Genomic DNA, 15,436 nt, shown 5'->3' with positions numbered 1-15,436 from the left:
TTGTCCAATTTGATCCAAAAATGAAATCTTCCGCCGCTTTTGGAGCGTCGATGAATCACCCTGCGAGGGTCGAGGAAAAGATTCTCGTCATGGCTTCCGCGGAGTTCGTCTACCGTGCGGTGAGCAATGTCAGGCGCATGGGCGAGTGGAGCCCCGAATGCCTGGGTGCCTGGTCCTGGAGTCGACAGTTCGAGCCGGGAACATGGTTCATCGGATGGAATCGCAAGCGACTGTGGTGCTGGTTCACCTCGTGCACCGTCGTACGCGCCGAGTACGCACGTGACTTCGCCTTCACGGTGAGCACGTTCGGTATGCCGGTCGCCCTGTGGGGCTACCGCTTCGAGGACCAAGACGGCGGCTGCCTGGTGACGGAGTACTGGGAGGACCTGCGAACCGGCCGCAGCGCCCCGGCCGCCAAACTCCTGGGCCTGGTCTTCACGGGCACCCCGCCGAAGCGCCGCCCCGCGGTCAATCGGGAGGGCATTCGCGCCACGCTGGCCAGGCTCAAGGCTGCGATGGAGTGAACATGACGCCCTCTGTGTTTGCGGCGAACAACGAGCTACCTTCCTGGAGAAGAACGCCAGAATGAATACATCCGCGTTATCCAGCGATATTTCCAACGATGAAGCGATCGCCCTGCACCGGGCACACCTCAGCAAAGGGCGCAGCCAACTCGCCGCGATGTTCGGCAGCCTCGTCGAGCAATCCGCGTCTGGTGCCCGCATCACCACCACCGACGGCCAGGAATTCCTTAATTGCGGTGGCTACGGAGTGTTCTTCACCGGAGCCGGGCACCCGCACATCGTTACGGCCGTACAACAGCAGGCGGAAAGGCAGGCCCTTTCCACCCGTCTTTTCCTCGACCCCGTGGTCGGACTCGCCGCACAGGCGCTGACCTCGGTCACACCGGCCGGGCTCGAAAGGGTCCACTTCTCCGGCTCCGGCACCGAGGCCACGGAAACAGCCATCAAACTGGCCAGGGCCCATGGGAAGCGTCGGCTGATCTCGATGGAGAACGGCTATCACGGCAAGACCCTCGGAGCCCTGTCACTGACGGCGAAGCCCTTCTACCAGGATCCGTTCCGGCCGCTGCTGCCCGACGTGGGCCACGTCCCCTTCGGCGACACCACGGCGCTGGCCACCGCGCTCCGAACGGGCGACGGTGACGCCTGCGTCGTGCTCGAACCGGTACAGAGTGAGGCCGGCGTGATCATACCGCCGCCCGGCTACCTCAAGGAAGTAGCGGCCCTGTGCCGCAAGCACAACGCCTTCCTGGTGGTCGACGAGGTGATGACCGGGCTGGGACGGCTGGGCGCCTGGTGGGGCTGCGATCTCGCGGAGGTGCAGCCCGACGTCCTGCTGATCGGGAAGGCCCTGTCCGGGGGCGTGGTTCCGGTATCGGCCGCACTGGCCACCCCCGAGGCGTTCGCGCCCTTCGACGCCGATCCCTTTCTGCACACGTCCACCTATTCCGGGGCGCCGATCGCGATGGCCGCGGCACGCGCCACCATCGAGGTGATCCGCGACGAGCAACTGGTCGACCGAGCCGCCGCGACAGGCGCTCGGCTGCTGGAAGGTCTGCGCGCCATCGCCGCCTCCCGGGCCCCGCACCTGGTCCGCGAGGTGCGCGGCGCCGGCCTGCTCATCGGGATCGAACTCGTCGACGCCAGCCAGGCCGGAGAACTGCTGCTAGAGCTTGTTGACCGTCATGTGGTGGTCAACCACTCCCTCAACGCGCACCCGGTGGTGCGCATCACTCCGCCCGCCGTCATCACTCCCGACGAGGAGACCCAGCTGCTGGAAGCGGTGGACGGGGCGCTGACGACTATGGCGAAGACGTTCTGAGACCGTCCCCTCCCCCAGTCGACCCGACAGCTCGGAAAGAGCACGAACATGGCAACGACGAACAAGACCGTCCTGCTCACCGGCGGCTCCGGAGTACTCGGCACCGCGCTCATACCCCAGTTACGGCACCACCGCATCATCGCCCTGGTCCACCGAACCGCCCCCTCCGGCTGCGACGAGGTCGTGCACAGCGACGTCTCCCAGCCTCTGCTGGGGCTGGATGAAACCACCTACCGCAAGCTCTGCGCAGAGGCGGACGTCGTGATCCACGCCGCCGGCATGGTGAAGTTCAGCAGCACCGCGGAGGAGATGGAAACCCTCAACGTGCAGGGCGCACGGGGGATGTCGCAGTTCGCCGTCGACGCCGACGCACGGCTCATCCACGTCAGCACGGCCTACGTCGCACGCGCTGAGGAGATCCGGGCGGCGGGCGGGGAGCAGACCGGCCGGGCCGGCAGCAGCCCCTCGCTGTACGTGACGTCCAAGGTCGCCGGCGAGAAGATCGTCCGGGAGAGCGGGGCAGAGGCCGTGATCGTACGGCCCTCGATCATTATCGGGGATTCCGTCACCGGAGAGATCTCCGAGATACAGGGATTGCACAACTTCGCCCACAACGTCCTGCGCAACCGGCTGCCCTTCGTTCCCAGCCATCCCACGGGGTACGTCGACTTCGTCCCCCAGGACGTGGTGGCCCGGGCCATCGTGACGCTGCTGGACCAGGACGTCCGGCACGGAGAGTACTGGCTCAGCAGCGGGTTCTACGCCCTGACCTCCGGCCGGCTGACCGAAGTGATCATCGAAGAGGCCGCCGCCCAGGGCATCACGGTCAACCCTCTGCGGGTCCTCGCCCCCGACATCGTGGAACGCCTGGTGCGCCCCGCGTTCTTCGACGTGGTGCCCGACTGGGCGAAGACCCGGCTCGACCGGCTGCTCGACATGACAGCCGTGCTCTTCCACGAGCACCCGATCCCCAGTTCGCTGACGGAGATCCCCGGCTGCGAGTCCGCGGCGGACGTCAAGGCCAGCGAGAACGCGTGGCGGGCCTCCATCCGCCACATGATCCAGAAGCGGTACCAGGTCTACGCCGCGGCCTGACCGCGCGGGTGTGGGAAGGAAACCATGAGCGCGGAGCAAGCCTTCGGGCACCAGCAGAACTACCGCACCACGCGGGCGGAATACCTCGGCGTCCTCGCCGTGGCCGCCGTCGCCTTTCTGTGGCACGTGGATGAGGTGCGCTGGGGACCGGCGATCCTGCTGTTCGCCTACATCGACATCATCGGCTACATCCCGGGCCTGATCGCCTACACCCTGTCCAGGGACGGGCGGATCCACCCGGTGTTCCACATCCTGTACAACGTCATGCATACCTGGCTGTCCGCCGGAGCGGTGATCCTCCTGTGGGCCTGGCTGGTGGGCCCGGAGTGGGCCCTGCTGGTGGTCCCCCTGCATCTGTTCGGCGACCGCGGCCTGCTGGGCAACTACGCTAAGCCGATCAGCGAGCCGTTCGAGCACTTCGAGACCGGCCGTCAGAAAGCCTTCGCGGCACAGCAGGGCGAGGTGCAGCCCGTATGACGGCCGCGCGGATGGACGCGCTGGAGAGCATCGCCACGTACGCCGATCATCCCAGCGGGTTCCTCGCCTACAACGACGGCGTCGAGCATTTCACCTCCGCATCCGTGCCGGGTGTCATCTCCTACCGGCGGCGCGGCGGGACCGTGTTCACCTTCGGCGGGCCGTTCGCGCCCCCCGAGCACCGCGGCGCGCTGCTGGCCGAGTTCCAGGAGCGGGTGGTCGGCGGTCGGCAGCGGCTGGTGGCCGTGCAGGTACGGGCCACGGACCTGGACCTGTTCGCCGGACGGGACTGGACGGTCAACCAACTGGGCAGCTCGTACAGCGTCGACCTGGGCCGCTTCTCGCTCAAGGGCAAGGCACTGGCCAAGATCCGGCAGAACATGGCCCGGGCGAAACGAGAGAAGGTGTCGGTCCGTGAGGTGCCGACCGCCGACCCGCCGCCGGAACTGGACGAGATCGACCGCAGATGGCTGCGCGACAAGGGCTGGCACGTCAAACGGATGACCTTCCTGGTGGGCGAACGCACCGGCCGGGGCACCCCGCACCGGCGGTTGTTCGTGGCCGAGCGGGATGGAGCCGTCATCGGCTACGTCTCCTACTCGCCCTCGTACGGCAGCCGTCCCGGCTGGCTGTACGACCTGACCCGGCGCACCCCGGAGGCATCGGTCGGCACGATCGAGCTGATCAATTTCGCCGCCCTGCAGACGTTCGCCGAGGAAGGAGCCGAGTGGCTCCACCTGGGACTGACCCCGTTCGCCGGGCTGGGCGCCGAGCCCGCCAACGCCAGCCCGGTCCTCAGCCGGATGGTGCGGCTGATCGCTGAGCGGGGCGCCTTCGTCTACCCGGCCCTGTCCCAGCAAGCGTTCAAGCTCAAATGGGCGCCGCAGGCGATCGAACCCGAGTATGTGGCCTTCCGAGGCGGGCTCCGGCCGGCTGCCCTCTGGCAACTGTTCCGTATCACCAACGCCATCTGACCCGACAACCCTGAGGACTACAGGATGACGACGAACATCGCGCCCGAGGCGGACTGGGACCTGGCCCCCAACGTCCTGGAGGGGGCCCGTGAGCTCAGGCTCAGCCCCGAGCGTTGCGACCTGGACTACTGGATCGCCAACGTCGCCCAGGGCACGCTCAAAGGGCTGGTCAACGGCCATCACCCGGACGCCGTGACGCCTGACTACATGAGCAAGCCGGGCCCGCTGCGTGACGCCCTCCTCTTCGAGTTCTCCTTCCGCTCCATCGCCGAGGACAAGGCCGCACGAGCCATCACCTCCCTCGTGCAGAACGCTCCCGACGTCAAGTGCATGGAGTTCTACGCGACTCAGCTCATCGACGAGGCGCGGCATGCCCAGGCGTTCCGTGCGCACATGGTGGAGGTCGGCATCCCGGAGGCGGAACTCGACGACGTCATGGAGGAGTGCGCGGGTGAGCACCAGCGCAACGTCCTCGACCCGCTCGAGGAGTTCGGCCTGGAGGTGATGAACGGGCCGCACGCCTTCGTCTCCGGAGTCGCCGTTCTGACCATCCTGGTCGAGGGGGTGCTGGCGCCCACCGGCGAACTCAGCGAGCACAAGTGGAAGATCGTCGACCCGGCTGCGGCGAGCGTGGAGCGCGGAGCGGGCATCGACGAGATCCGTCATCTGACCGTCGGCAGCGAGATCGTGAAACGGCACCTGGAGCGTGACCCGTCAGTCAAGGAGCATCTAGCGGGCGTGGTCCGGCGCGGCAACGAGCTGTGGGGCACGCTGCCGGTGCTCGCGGTGCTGCAACGCCGGGAGGAGCTGTTCCAGGAGGGCATCCAGCAGGTCGCCGACGTCATCGGCGACCACGAGATCTGGGCGGGTCGCCGGCTGCTGGACACCACGCCCGACGAGCGGATCGCCACCGCCCTGCAGTGGGCCGCCGAGACCCAGACCACCCGCCTTGCCTACATGGGGATGGGCGAGTGACCGATCGGGCCGAAAGTCCGGCAGCGGACGCTGTGCCGGACCGGCTGACGGTGCCGCTGCCGGACGGCGCCGAGCTGGCGGTGCTCCGCTGGCCGGGACCGGTGGGCGCCCCACTGGTGGTCGTGTGGCCGGCGCTGGGCGTACGGGCGCGGTTCTACCGACGTTTCGCCGCCGCGCTGGCGGCACACGGCCTGGGCGTGGCGGTGGCCGATCTGCGCGGGTACGGCGACAGCCGGCCACGACCGGACGCCTCGGCCCGGTACGGCTACCACGAGCTTGCGACCGTGGACTACCCCACCGTGTTCGGCGCCCTTCGCGAGCGGGCGCCGGGCAGTGCGGTGTTCCTGCTGGGGCACAGCATCGGCGGGCAGATCGGCCTGATGTACGCGGCCAGGAATCCGTCCGAGCTGGACGGCATCCTGCTGGTCGCGGCAGGCACACCGCACTTCCGCACCTATCCGGGGCTTACCGGGCTGATCCCGCTCCTGGGCACCAACGCCGTCGCGGGTGTCGCCCGGCTGCGCGGCTACTGGCCCGGCGACGTCCTGCGCTTCGCCGGACGTCAATCCCGGGTCCTGGTCGGTGACTGGGCTCGGATGGCCCGTACCGGCCGCTACCGCCCGGCCGGCGCCGACGTCGACTACGAACAGTTGATCTCGGACCTTCGCCTGCCGGTGTTCGCGGTATCGGTCGGCAACGATCTGCTGGCCCCGCCCGGCGCGGTGGACGCCCTGTGCGGGCTGCTGCAAGACGCGGAGGTGTCGCGCTGGCACCACGCCGAACGGCTCAGCCACACCGCCTGGGTCAACCGTCCCGAGCCGATCGCCAGGGAGATCGGCCGATGGATCGACAGCACGCTCGCGGGCAAGCCCTGGCACGGACCCGTAGGAGACAGCAATGCGGTTTCTTGAGCCAGAGCGCCAGACGCTGGAGACGTTCCTGCCCGGCCTGGACGAGCGGTTGGCCGCTCTTCCCCTGAAGGAGCGGGAACGGCCGCAGGGCCCCGCACTGACCCTGTTCAAGGAAGCGAGCGGTCCCGGGCTCGTGGTGCCCTCGGAGCACCGGGGCCTGGGAGCGAGCGCCGTGCAAGCCGTACGACTGCAGCGGGCTGTGGCCTCGCGCAGCCCGTCCCTGGCGGTGGCCACCACCATGCACCACTTCTCGGTCGCGGGACTGATTCAGGCGTACGAGGCCACCAAGGGATTGGAGTGGATGCTCCTGGAAGCCGTCGCCGACCAGAAGCTGCTGATGGCTTCCGGGTTCGCCGAGGGAAGGTCGGGGCAGTCGATCCTGGCCTCCTCCATCACGGCCCGCCAGGACGGTGACGACATCGTCCTCAACGGAGTCAAGAAGCCCTGCAGCCTGTCCGCGTCGATGGATCTGCTGACCGCGTCCGTGACGCTCGACACCGACAGTGGTCCGCAGCTGGCCGTGGCGCTGGTCTCCGCCTCCACTCCTGGCATCTCCGTGCACCCGTTCTGGGGTACCACCGCGCTGGCCGGTGCCGAGAGCGACGAGGTACGGCTCGAGGACGTCCGGGTGCCCGCGGACATGGTGGTCCGCACCGAACTGGGCGAGGACGGCAGTCTGGACCGGATCCAGACCGTGGGCTTCATCTGGTTCGAGCTCATGATGGCGGCCTCGTATCTGGGCATGGCCAGCGCGCTGGCGGAACAGGTGCTCGCCCGGGACCGGACAGACGCCGCCGAACGGGCCAGGATCCTGGTGGAGCTGGAGGCCGCGATGGGCGCCATCGTGGGCGCCGCCTCGCCGCTGGACGGCGATGGTCCCGCGGGGCAGGCGGAACTGCTGCAGTCTCTTGTGGTCCGGTTCTCGGTACACGACACCATCGACCGGGTGGTGCCGCGCTGTCTTGAGGCCCTTGGCGGCATGTCGTACGTCTCCAGCGACGAGACGTCGTATCTGGCCGCGTGCGCGGCCGCATTGAAGTTCCACCCGCCGTCGCGCGCCTGGTCCGCTCAGGCGCTGTGCACGGCCTTCGCCGACGGACCGCTGGTCCTGGGCTGAACCGGCCCGCCGCCGGCCGGTCTTGGAGCGATCGACTTCTCTGGAAGGAATCCGCAATGCCCTGCTTGATACGTGTCGAGGGACTGCTCACCAGTCGGGACGCGGACGAGGTGTTCGACCGCGTTCGTGACTTCGAGCGGTACGCCGACCACACCGACGCCGTGCGCGAGGTAACGGTAGTCGCCGACGAGGCGGGCACCGTCGACTCCGCCTGGGCGGTGAACTTCCGCAGCGGCGTCCTGCAGTGGACCGAACGGGACGTGATCGACCCCGTCGCCCGGAGTATCACCTTCGAACAACTCACCGGGGACTTCGCCCGGTTCGTCGGGAGCTGGGACGTTCGGCAGACCGACGACGACGTCGTGGTGCTGTTCTCCTGCGAGTTCGACATGGGCATCCCCAGTCTGGAGCCGATCATCAACCCGGTCGCCATGCGCGCCCTCATAGACAGCATCGGGCTCATCCTGCGCGGTCTGCTGGGAGATGACATCGAGCTGACCAGCAGCAGCAAAGACACCGCGGTCGTCGGCTTGTGACGGCTCAGGAGCCTCAGGGGCGCGGCCCGCGCTCGTTGCGCCTGGCCTTCATCTGCGCCGGAGTCGTCATGGTCTACCTGGACAGCACGGTCGTTGGGGTGGCTCTCCCCGACATGCAGGAGAAGATGAACATCGGGGTCTCGGACCTGCAATGGGTGTTCGACATCTACGTCCTCACCTTCGCCTGTTTCCTGCTCACGGCCGGCACTCTCGGTGATGCCCTAGGGCGCGGCCGGGTCTTCCTGGTCGGTCTGACCGGCTTCACCGCCGCGTCGGTGGCCTGTGCGCTGGCCCCCGGCATTGAGGCGCTGCTGGTGGCGAGGGCCGTGCAGGGCGTCTTCGGCGCTGTCATGATCACCGTGTCGTTGGCCCTGATCCGGCAGCTCTACACCGAGGAACGGGCGCGGGCGTCCGCGGTGGCGACCTGGGCCGGGGTGGGCGGCGTCGCCCTGGCCGCCGGTCCGATCGTCGGCGGGCTGCTGGTGGACGCGTACTCCTGGCAGAGCATCTTCTGGATCAACCTGCCGATCGGTGTCCTGGCACTCGGGGCTCTGGCGTGGTTGCTGCCGCTCGGGTCGGCCCGGCCGGAGCCTAGGACAGCGGTGCCCGGGCGGAAGGCCGACTGGATCGGTCAGGTGCTGTTCGTCACCGGCATCGGTGTGATGGCCTACGCCCTGATCGAGGCCGGACGGCGGGGCTGGGGGTCGGCGCTGATCGTCGGGCTGTTCGTCGGCTCGGTGCTGGTGCTCGGTGGGTGGCTGCGCTGGGAGAGCCGGACCTCGCACCCCATGCTGCCGCTGACCCTGTTGCGTCACCGGGTCGTGCTGATGACGTGCTCGGTGAACTTTCTCAGCTTCTTCGGCCTGTACGGGGTCATCTTCCTGCTCACCCTGTTCCTGCAGCAGGTGAGCGGGCTCACCCCCGTGCAGACCGGTCTGCGGCTGCTGGCGCTGACCGCGTCCATCACGGTGGCGTCGCTGCTGGCGCCGGCCGTGGCCGCCCGGCTGGGAACCCGGCCCGCCATCGTGGCCGGCTCCCTGGTGGCGGCAGGCGGATTCGTGGGCCTGGTGGGCATGCATGCCGAGAGTGGTTTCGGAACCTACTGGTGGCCCCTGGTCCTGATTGGCACCGGAGTGTCCGTGGTCGGGGCACCGGCCACGGTTGCGCTGCTGTCGGCGGTGCCACCGGAACAGGCGGGTGTCGCCTCGGGGATGTCCCAGACCTGCCGTCAGATCGGGGCCGTCTTCGGTGTGGCCCTCTCCGGCACCCTGGTCCAGCAACAGCTGCACTCAGGTCTGCCGGACGTGCTGGCCAAGCTCCCGCTGCCGGACCCCGCCCGGGAGAAGTTGGCCGATGCCATCGAACACGGGCAGTCGCGTGGTGCTGACGCTCTGCCGACCGACGTCCGGCAGAGCGTGCTGCGCTCGGTGGGCGACCTGATGGCGGACGGGCTGCACACGGCGGTGCTGGTGGCGGCGGTGGGCGCGGTGCTGGGTGCCGTCGCGGCGGCCGTACTGCTGCGGCGGCAGGACAGCGGTACGACGGCGGTACCCGCGGCGGTGGAACTCCGTCCGGAGACGTCCTCCTGAGCCGGTGAGCCCCTCACCCTCCGGCGGGATTCCGAAGACAGGGCCCTTCCGGGCCGAGGCCGGCCGTACGGCAGTTCTGCCGCCGGCCCTCGGCTCATGCGATCACGAAGCCCGGCGGCCAGGGGCCGCTGCGATCCCCTAGGAGTGCACGGCGATGACCAGGTCCGTCGAGTCGGCCCAGGCGGAGGACTTCCGCTCGCTGATGTCAGGTTTTCCGACCGGTGTCGTTGTCGTCACCACGTTCGACCTCGAAGGCAGGCCACGAGGCATGACCTGCTCCTCGCTGTGCAGTGTGGCCCTGGATCCCCCCACGCTGCTGGTCTGTATGAGGCAGGGGAGCGCCACTCTGCGGGCGGTGGAGCAGCGTGGGTCCTTCGCCGTCAACCTGCTGCACGGTGGCGGGAGGCTGGTGGCAGAGCTGTTCGCCTCGGGCTCACCGGACCGCTTCGACCGGGTGCTCTGGAAGGTCCCGCCCGCGGCGGCCGGTCCGCATCTGCCTGACGATGCCCGCGCGGTGGCGGACTGCAAGGTGACGGCCACGAAGCCGGTGGGCGACCACACCGTGGTGTTCGGCGAGGTCCAGGAGGTGACCACACCCCTGGCCGCCGCCGCGCCGCTATTGTACGGCTTGCGGCGGTACGCCACGTGGCCGCTGGGCCTCCCGGAGTGATCCAGTGCCGGTATAGGCAGTGCCGATGTTCGGGAAGTCGCGCGCCATCTGCAAGGCCTCGGAGGCGGACCGTGCGTCTTCGTCGTCGCCGGTCTCCACACCCAGGTAGATGGCGAGACACTCATCGCCATCGCATGCGACAGCCACTCCGGTCGGCATCCGGTCCCCTCCCACGCTGCATCTGTTTCTGATCGTGCTCGACATGACCATCTTTCACGGTCCTGCCCACGTCGTAGCGGGTGGCGGACCGCCGGTTCTTCGAGCCAAGTGGCCTTCCAGGGCCTGGCGTTGAGAGTTTCGAGATCGCCACGGACACCGCAGGCGCCGCCGACCCGAGCGGGCTGGTGGCACGTGGCCGGACTTCCTGCGCTCCCAGGCCGAGGCCCTCCTGGCCTGTGACCTCCTGGAGACGGTCACGCTGTCCGGGGTCCGACTGTATGTGTTCGCGGTGATCGAGCATGCCGGTCGTCGGATCCGGATGCCGGGCGCGACCGCGCACCCGACCGCCGCCTGGGCGGTACAGGCCGCCCCTGGTCATGAACCTCGAGGACGCGCACTGCCGGGGTGCGGTTCATGATCCGGGACCGGGACGGGAAGTTCCCCGCTCTGTTTGACGCCGTCCTGGCCGATGCGGGGATCGAGGTGTGCTCAGCGGGATTCGGATGCCCTGCATGAACGCGATCATGGAACGGTGGGTACAGACCTGCCGTCGCGAGCTGCTGGACCGGACCTTGATCTGAAGCCAGCGCCATCTCCTCCACGCCCTACGGGAGTTCGAAGACTTCTAGAACAGACACCGGCCCCATCAGGGCATCGTGAAGGCCCGGACGCTGCACTCGTTACCCGCGCCAATCACGGATCCGAACGAGACAGCTCGCCTCGATGTACGCAGACGAGACCGCCTTGCCGGCGTCCTCCACGAGTACGAACATGCGGCATGACCTGTACGGACGGGGATTCAGCAAGGCAACCCTGCTTGACATGATGATGTAGTCATGGTGTCATCGAGTCATGTTGTACCAGACTCCGGCGTTGGAGGTCGACGACCACCGCGTCCTGGCGGAGATCGAGGAGATGCGGCGCAAGCTGCGGCATCAGCTGCGTGCGCAGCCACGGTGGTCGGGGCAGCTGCGGCGAAACCTGACGGCGCGGGCGATCGCCGGGTCGAACACGATCGAGGGCTACGCCGCGACCGTGGACGATGTCGAGGCGCTGATGGCCGGCGAGGAGCCGCTGGAGACCGCAGACCGTACCCGGGTGGAGCTGGAGGGCTACCAGCGTGCGATGACCTACATCCAGGCCCTGGCGGATGCCGGGCCGGAGTTCCGGTACGACGCGGGCCTGCTTGGCGGACTGCACTTCATGCTCCAGGGACACCACCTGGACAAGCGCCCAGGCCGCTGGCGGGACGGGCCGGTGTATGTCACCAGCCCCGACGACCCGCTCGTACCCGCCTACACCGCCCCCGATAGTGAACACGTCCCGGGGCTGATGACGGAGCTGATCGACTGGCTCAATGACGGCGACCTGGACGCGCCCGTGCACGTGCGCGCATCGATGGCGCATCTGAACCTGGTCAACGTCCACCCGTGGAAGGACGGAAACGGGCGCATGTCCCGCGCCTTGTCCACGCTGGTGTTCGCCCGGGAGGCCGAGCAGATGCTGCCGCCGGAGTTCTCGAGCATCGAGGAGTGGCTGGGCCGCGGTCAGAACACCTACGCCTACTACCAAGTCCTCCAACAGGTCGGTGGCCCGAAGTGGAGTCCCGGACGCGACACGCATCCGTGGATCCGGTTCTGCCTCGGCGCCCACCACCGCCAGGCCCAGCAGGCCCGGCGCCGCACCGACTTGCTTGCCCGCGCCTGGATCAACCTGGGCGAGGCCACCGCCGCTGACGGCCTGGACGAACGCGTTGTCTACGCCCTGCTTCCCGCCTTCTGGGGCTCAAAGGTCCGCCGCACCGTCTACCAGCAGGACGCCGACCTTTCCGACCAGCAGGCCATCCGCGACATCCGCGATCTGGTCCGCATCGGCTGGCTGGCCCCACACGGCAAGGCCCGCGCCCGTCACTACGGCCCTGGTCCGCGCCTGGACGCCGCCCAACAGGAGGTCCGCCAGTCCTTGGAGCCGTTCGCCGACCCCTACCGGCGCAGCTGATCGTCGGTTTGCGCGACCGGTTCGCCGACGCATCGGGTACGACCACCGTCCGGGTCCCTCCCACCTCCTTGCCACTCGCACACCGCCGACAGACGCAGCAGAGCGAACGCATGCGCCACGCACAGGCAGGCCAGTCGCATCAGCACGATCGATCATGCCGCCGCGGCCGTCGGCAATCACGCCAGAGCACCGACCCGAGCGGCCAGCGTCAAGATCCCATATACCCCGCACACCGACCCCACCAGGGCGGACGAGGCATTCGGCAAGGGCAGCGTCTTCCCTCCGTCGAGCGCGAGCGCTCCGCCCCCGCGAGATGCAGGGGCAGGGCGCTCGTTCACGTCAGGTCAAGAACCGACAAGCTGGCGCAGCGCCTACTGAGACATGCTTCGATTGCCGTTCTTAACTCTATTCACCGCCGCCGCTTGACCTCACTCTCGACCAACCGCACAAAACACCTGGTCAGAGGCGTGCCGAGGGGTACAAATAGGCGCGTGAGCGTGGTGCATGAGCCGGTCGACCGTCGCGGTGGCCAGGGTTTTGGGCATGATCTCGTCGAATCCAGAGGGGTGGAGGTTGCTGCTGACGGCGACCGAGCGTCGTTCGTAGGCGGCATCGACCAGGCGGTAGAAGCCCTCGGCAGCGTCCGGTGAGACCGGCAGCAGTCCGATGTCGTCGACGATGATCAGATCCGAGCGGATGATCTTCGCGAGGGCTCGGGCGATGGAGTCGTCCGCGCGGTGCCGGCGGACCAGGGCTCCGAGGTCCTCGATGGTGAACCACGAGACGGTCAGCCCGGCCTCGATGGCGGTCTGGCCGAGGGCCTCGGTGAAGTGGCTTTTGCCCGTGCCCGAGGGCCCGCAGATGCAGAAGTTCTCCCGTCGCCCGATCCATTCCAGGGACTTGAGGGCGTCCTGGGTGGGGCGGGGGATGGCGGACTTGGTCTCGTCCCAGTCGCCGAAGGTCTTCCCGGTGGGGAAACCGGCCCGCTTGCGGCGGGTGTGCAGGTTGGCCCGGTCCCGGCCGGCGGCTTCCTCGGCCAGCAGGACGCGGACGACCTCGGCCGGGTCCCAGCGTTGTGCCTTGGCAGTGGGGATCAGGCCGGCCAACACCCGCCACAGGTGCAGGAGTTTGAGCCGCCGGGTCAGCTCGATGGCCTCGGCGAGCGGGTCGCCGTTGGTGCCGGGAACGGTGCGAAGTGGGGTGGCCATCAGGCGGGATCGCTTTCGTCGTGCTCGGAGACGTCGGAGGCGGGCTGGGTGGGCAGGCCGAAGGAGGACCAGGCGGAGGTGCCTGGCTGCAGGGAGTGTTCCTCGCTGCGGCGGACGGGTTCGGTGTGCTCTCGTGTGGCCTGGTAGTCGACGATGGACAGCAGGTCCTTGTCCGCGAACCGGCCGGTGACCGCGGCGGTGCCCAGGGCCCGGTCGACCTCGGCCACCGAGTAGAGCTTGGACAGGGCGACGGCCTCGGCCATCTTCGCTTTGATGCGGCGGACCCCGCCGGCCCCGGCTTCGACCAGCCAGGACGCTGCCCCGGGACCGAGCTGGAGGAAGGCGGCCTCCTCTGCCGAAGTGGCCTTCGGAGTGCGGTCGTTGTCCTTGTTCTCCCGCGGCGGGTAGTGGGCGTCGTCCAGGACCGGGGCGCCCGGCTGGCCGCGGCGGTGGCGGGCGGCCTCGCGGGCTGAGCCGTCCTGGCCGAACGCGGTGACGATCAGCTCGTCGCCGTGGAACCGGGCCCAGACCCGGTTGTCGATCAGCTCGTGCGGAACTGAGTAGCGGACCCCTTCGACGGAGATCGTCGACTCCCAGTTCACCCTGCGGGTGGTGCCGAACGCGGCGGTGAACGGCCGTCTGGGCAGCGGGTGCAGCCGCTGTTATTCCTCGGCGAGCCGCTCGGCCGGCTTGCGCCGAGTTGCCCGGTGGGTGCGGGAGTTGACCTCGTCGCAGAACGCCCGGCAGGCCGCCTCCAACTCGCCGAAGGTCTTGTAGTGCTCGCGCAGGTTGACGTCCTTCGGCACCACGTCGGCCTTCGCGATCCGCACTGTCGCCTCGGAACCGCCCTTCGTCTCCGGGTCCGCGGGCAGACAGGTGCGTATGGTCGTGCCGTAGTGCCGGGCGACCTCGACGATCTCCGGGTTGCGGACCGCGATCCCGGCGACGTGGTCGGTGGTGACCGTCTTCTCGTTGTCCGTCAGGACGTAGGCCGGCACTCCGCCGATCCGGCGGAACGTCGCGTCCAGACACGAGGTGACCGTGGGCAGCGTCTTGTCCCAGATCGGGATCACGATCCGGAACCGGGACCAGGCCAGCCAGGCGCACCACAGGATGGTCTTGCGGCCGGCGATGGTCGGCCCGTCGCCGAAGTCGTACTGAATCCACAGCCCCGGCTCGGTCACCCACGGCCGATAGACCCGCCGTCGGCCAGCCCTGAACTGGGCTTTCGCCTCGGCAACGGTGCAGCGGGTGGTGCGTTCCCCGCCGGTGAAGCCCATCGCGACGATCCTCTTGTGGACCACGTCCGCGCGGATCTTGCCGTGCGCTGCGTCGCGAGAAAGTCGGACAGTCGGCGGACCGGGCCGCAGGTCTGCTCCCTGCGACGTTCAGTCGCGCTCCGCACTGCGCGGCAACACCGCCCGACGCTACCTCGCGCACGTGACCGAGACCTGCGACGACGACAGCGTGCGCGTGATCACGGATCTGGCCGCCCTGGGCTTCCAGCTGCCACTGCCGGGCTCGCCCTGGTATCGGTGCCGACTGATGCCCCTCGAGCACCTGGTCCACGGCGGCTCACCTCCGTCGTCTGCTCGACGCGGCCGCCCGCTCCCACAAGATGAGTTTTATCGGGCTGTTGCGCGCGAACCACTCCCCGCACCGCGAGAGGGACGACGGGTCCGCCCGCGAGCACTTCGTCATCAACTTCGACCACAGCGGGGTCACCTGGCCCAACAGCAGGGTCAGCGGGAACTGGAACGAGCGTCCGGCCTGGTCTCCTCTACGATCTGAGGTTCCCCCGTCATGCGGGATGTGCTGATCAGCTGGTCAGCAGGGGTTGATGGGTGTTCAGATTCGTTGGTTCGGCCGTCGCCTGTTCGGC

At 68.5% G+C, this 15,436-nt stretch carries 12 protein-coding genes and 3 pseudogenes; 13 read left to right on the top strand and 2 right to left on the bottom strand.

Annotation, left to right across the window (positions count from 1 at the left end; all coding sequences use genetic code 11):
- Window positions 1–20 precede the first annotated feature (20 nt).
- The 13 genes and pseudogenes from ACIBAF_RS45265 to ACIBAF_RS45205 all read left to right on the top strand — a co-directional run bounded on the left by ACIBAF_RS45265 (window position 21) and on the right by ACIBAF_RS45205 (window position 12,346).
- Window positions 21–524: an SRPBCC family protein gene (locus ACIBAF_RS45265; protein ID WP_399472026.1), complete on the top strand. Its 504-nt coding sequence runs from the start codon at window positions 21–23 to the stop codon at window positions 522–524.
- 61 nt (window positions 525–585) lie between these two features.
- Complete coding sequence (locus tag ACIBAF_RS45260) at window positions 586–1,845, top strand: aspartate aminotransferase family protein (protein WP_399472002.1); 1,260 nt, start codon at window positions 586–588, stop codon at window positions 1,843–1,845.
- Window positions 1,846–1,893: 48 nt separating this feature from the next.
- Window positions 1,894–2,940, top strand: a complete 1,047-nt coding sequence (locus ACIBAF_RS45255; protein WP_399472000.1) for an SDR family oxidoreductase — start codon at window positions 1,894–1,896, stop codon at window positions 2,938–2,940.
- A 24-nt stretch (window positions 2,941–2,964) separates the two neighbouring features.
- Complete coding sequence (locus tag ACIBAF_RS45250; RefSeq protein WP_399471998.1) at window positions 2,965–3,417, top strand: hypothetical protein; 453 nt, start codon at window positions 2,965–2,967, stop codon at window positions 3,415–3,417.
- On the top strand, window positions 3,414–4,391 hold the full coding sequence (locus ACIBAF_RS45245) for a bifunctional lysylphosphatidylglycerol flippase/synthetase MprF (RefSeq protein ID WP_399471996.1): 978 nt from the start codon (window positions 3,414–3,416) through the stop codon (window positions 4,389–4,391). Before ACIBAF_RS45250 ends, ACIBAF_RS45245 begins: the two co-directional genes overlap by 4 nt.
- A gap of 24 nt (window positions 4,392–4,415) precedes the next feature.
- Window positions 4,416–5,366 carry a VlmB-like protein gene (locus ACIBAF_RS45240; protein WP_399471994.1) on the top strand — a complete coding sequence of 317 codons (951 nt, stop codon included), beginning with the start codon at window positions 4,416–4,418 and terminating at the stop codon, window positions 5,364–5,366.
- Window positions 5,363–6,277, top strand: coding sequence for an alpha/beta fold hydrolase (locus tag ACIBAF_RS45235; RefSeq protein ID WP_399471992.1), 915 nt, complete (start codon window positions 5,363–5,365; stop codon window positions 6,275–6,277). The genes ACIBAF_RS45240 and ACIBAF_RS45235 overlap by 4 nt, the downstream gene beginning before the upstream one ends.
- Window positions 6,264–7,394 carry an acyl-CoA dehydrogenase family protein gene (locus ACIBAF_RS45230; protein WP_399471990.1) on the top strand — a complete coding sequence of 377 codons (1,131 nt, stop codon included), beginning with the start codon at window positions 6,264–6,266 and terminating at the stop codon, window positions 7,392–7,394. The genes ACIBAF_RS45235 and ACIBAF_RS45230 overlap by 14 nt, the downstream gene beginning before the upstream one ends.
- A 56-nt stretch (window positions 7,395–7,450) precedes the next feature.
- Window positions 7,451–7,930 (top strand): type II toxin-antitoxin system RatA family toxin, encoded by a 480-nt coding sequence (locus ACIBAF_RS45225; protein ID WP_399471988.1) that lies wholly within the window; start codon window positions 7,451–7,453, stop codon window positions 7,928–7,930.
- Window positions 7,927–9,519, top strand: a complete 1,593-nt coding sequence (locus ACIBAF_RS45220; protein WP_399471986.1) for an MFS transporter — start codon at window positions 7,927–7,929, stop codon at window positions 9,517–9,519. The genes ACIBAF_RS45225 and ACIBAF_RS45220 overlap by 4 nt, the downstream gene beginning before the upstream one ends.
- A gap of 154 nt (window positions 9,520–9,673) precedes the next feature.
- Window positions 9,674–10,189, top strand: coding sequence for a flavin reductase family protein (locus tag ACIBAF_RS45215; protein ID WP_399471984.1), 516 nt, complete (start codon window positions 9,674–9,676; stop codon window positions 10,187–10,189).
- Between the two features lie 331 nt (window positions 10,190–10,520).
- Window positions 10,521–11,130: pseudogene (locus ACIBAF_RS45210) on the top strand (integrase core domain-containing protein); the annotation flags it as partial.
- Window positions 11,131–11,200: 70 nt separating this feature from the next.
- On the top strand, window positions 11,201–12,346 hold the full coding sequence (locus ACIBAF_RS45205) for a Fic family protein (protein ID WP_399471982.1): 1,146 nt from the start codon (window positions 11,201–11,203) through the stop codon (window positions 12,344–12,346).
- Window positions 12,347–12,828: 482 nt separating this feature from the next.
- Here the strand turns inward: ACIBAF_RS45205 and ACIBAF_RS45200 are convergent.
- Window positions 12,829–13,554: pseudogene (locus ACIBAF_RS45200) on the bottom strand (ATP-binding protein); the annotation flags it as partial.
- A pseudogene (locus ACIBAF_RS45195) lies at window positions 13,554–14,882 on the bottom strand (transposase); the annotation flags it as partial. The pseudogenes ACIBAF_RS45195 and ACIBAF_RS45200, both read right to left, overlap by 1 nt.
- Between the last annotated feature and the right edge of the window lie 554 nt (window positions 14,883–15,436).

This window comes from Streptomyces sp. NPDC051677 (genome assembly GCF_044453465.1).
Taxonomy (GTDB): Bacteria; Actinomycetota; Actinomycetes; order Streptomycetales; family Streptomycetaceae; genus Streptomyces.
The sequence above is the reverse complement of the archived record's forward strand: the minus strand, read 5'-3'. Positions and strand labels throughout refer to the sequence as shown.

Bases quoted from the DNA above. Each gene is read 5' to 3' on its own strand.
- ACIBAF_RS45265 (WP_399472026.1), top strand. From the start codon at position 21: ATGAAATCTTCCGCCGCTTTTGGAGCGTCGATGAATCACCCTGCGAGG.
- ACIBAF_RS45260 (WP_399472002.1), top strand. From the start codon at position 586: ATGAATACATCCGCGTTATCCAGCGATATTTCCAACGATGAAGCGATC.
- ACIBAF_RS45255 (WP_399472000.1), top strand. From the start codon at position 1,894: ATGGCAACGACGAACAAGACCGTCCTGCTCACCGGCGGCTCCGGAGTA.
- ACIBAF_RS45250 (WP_399471998.1), top strand. From the start codon at position 2,965: ATGAGCGCGGAGCAAGCCTTCGGGCACCAGCAGAACTACCGCACCACG.
- ACIBAF_RS45245 (WP_399471996.1), top strand. From the start codon at position 3,414: ATGACGGCCGCGCGGATGGACGCGCTGGAGAGCATCGCCACGTACGCC.
- ACIBAF_RS45240 (WP_399471994.1), top strand. From the start codon at position 4,416: ATGACGACGAACATCGCGCCCGAGGCGGACTGGGACCTGGCCCCCAAC.
- ACIBAF_RS45230 (WP_399471990.1), top strand. From the start codon at position 6,264: ATGCGGTTTCTTGAGCCAGAGCGCCAGACGCTGGAGACGTTCCTGCCC.
- ACIBAF_RS45225 (WP_399471988.1), top strand. From the start codon at position 7,451: ATGCCCTGCTTGATACGTGTCGAGGGACTGCTCACCAGTCGGGACGCG.
- ACIBAF_RS45215 (WP_399471984.1), top strand. From the start codon at position 9,674: ATGACCAGGTCCGTCGAGTCGGCCCAGGCGGAGGACTTCCGCTCGCTG.
- ACIBAF_RS45205 (WP_399471982.1), top strand. From the start codon at position 11,201: ATGTTGTACCAGACTCCGGCGTTGGAGGTCGACGACCACCGCGTCCTG.